Below are 1,854 nucleotides of genomic sequence, written 5' to 3'. Positions count from 1 at the left end.
ATGATGATTTTCTTAGTGCCAAAATCCTTAACAATGCTGACATCTGTGATTAAAAAATTAGGATTGATTTCACCATCATTATTCTTTCCATAAAGTTTAAAGTAAGTGGGGATAGCATTATCACTCACTGGACTCTCTAATGCATGAAAGAAAACATCATTATTGGATAAGTAATATAACTTACTGTCAAGCTTAATGTCTTTGTAAAAGCCATTGATTCCCACATAAGGTTTGAGTATTTCACTGGGTGAATCAAATTTCAATCCAGCACCAACATTTCGCTTCAATAAAAAACTGATATCGTTGCTTTCATAGAAATCAGCCGTACACAAAGAGAAAATCTGCCGTTTAGTTCTGCACATTGATGAGCGAAGTTTATAACGTTGCCGTCCTGAGTTAATGCCTGCCCCCTGAGGCATTAAATAATAGGAATTTGATTTCTGGTTCTTATAAAGATGAATACCCTCCTCCTCACCGGTTAACTCACCTAAAATATAGGTATCATCACCATTAGCCTTGATGCTTATTAATCTGTCTTCATAAGGAAGATACTCTTTCGCTTCACAAATAACAGCGCCATCGATGCTCTTCGACGGTGTTAACGCATGCATAGCGAGTTGACTAATGGTCTGTGAGTCTTTAGCACTGAGCAATATTTTATGTTTATTAATCTCGTTCACAATAGTATTGTCGATATAATAATCCTGGTCATAAGTCTCCCAAGGCAATCTCTCTAATGGATATTTGATGATTGAATAGATTCCAGTGACAAGATCAGGTTTGATAACAAATTTCCCACCTGAATAGGTTAACGGCAGCAAATCACCCTTACCTTCTAAATACATCGTCATACTGTCATCAACATGAAATCTAAAATACTCATCTGATATTTTTAAATATTTATTATGATATTTATCGAATTGATATTTCCTCCCTGCCGTTATCGGCCCGACATTGTGGTGTTGGATATCCATACTGACCAATTCATTCTTTAGTTTTTGATCAGACTCAATCAGTGATATCAACGCTTCGCTTGCCAGCGGCGTATGCTCACTTTCAAAAACCCATTTCCCCGCACGCTGAGTAATAGGCCGATACCCTCTGTCATCCTTGCCCATGTACCTGAAAACATTATCTGATATTTGAATCTCTAAGGCTGGCTTGAAAACATTGCCGACAAGCGCATAAGCCATGCCGTCAAATCTGATTAAAATTCCATCACCGTAGATTTCTGGTGAGCTATTTTTATAAAAATAAATATTTTTGGCGTTTGTCCAGAAATTTTCAGCCAAATTAAACGTGCTTTTAACTTCATTATTAAAAGGTAAGTTTTTATCAATCACCCAACAATTATGTTCATTATAAAATATTAATCCTTTGCTTTCCTCATCAGCGAAATGGTTGGCGACTCGGTCAATATAAACTGTCTTCTCTGGCCTCTGTGTTTTAATAATCAAATTATTATTTTTATGCTTGATGTTTTTGACAATGCTACTGATTCGTTTATCATCATTATTGTTTGCTATCTCATTTACCGTTTTGGTGAGCAAAGAGGATACAATATCTTTTGCCAGAGATAAGGTATAGTTTTCCAGATCCTCGAGATAATCTATAGACAGTTCTTTGTTATCAATAGAGTCAGAAATCATATCCAGAACGGTAGCGAAAATTAATGTTACCAGTCGTGTCTTATTATAGGTGGGTAACCATGTAAAAAGCCCACCTAATGCAGTCTCTATCTTTTGGGAAAGGGCATTAAAATTAGTGTAATTTGTACAACCCATGCCATAAATTTCGTAATGTAAAATCACACGCCCCTCTTCAATCAGAGAGGTCACTGGGCTCTTTACTGTT

1 protein-coding gene is annotated in these 1,854 nt (G+C 36.2%); it reads right to left on the bottom strand.

Annotated features, from left to right (window positions below):
• The coding region (locus J5224_RS26175; RefSeq protein WP_264628104.1) for a hypothetical protein at window positions 1-1,838 on the bottom strand (1,838 nt) is incomplete at its 3' end.
• Between the last annotated feature and the right edge of the window lie 16 nt (window positions 1,839-1,854).

This window comes from Candidatus Symbiopectobacterium sp. NZEC135 (assembly GCF_025962695.1).
This window is presented reverse-complemented; position numbering and strand designations above follow the sequence as displayed.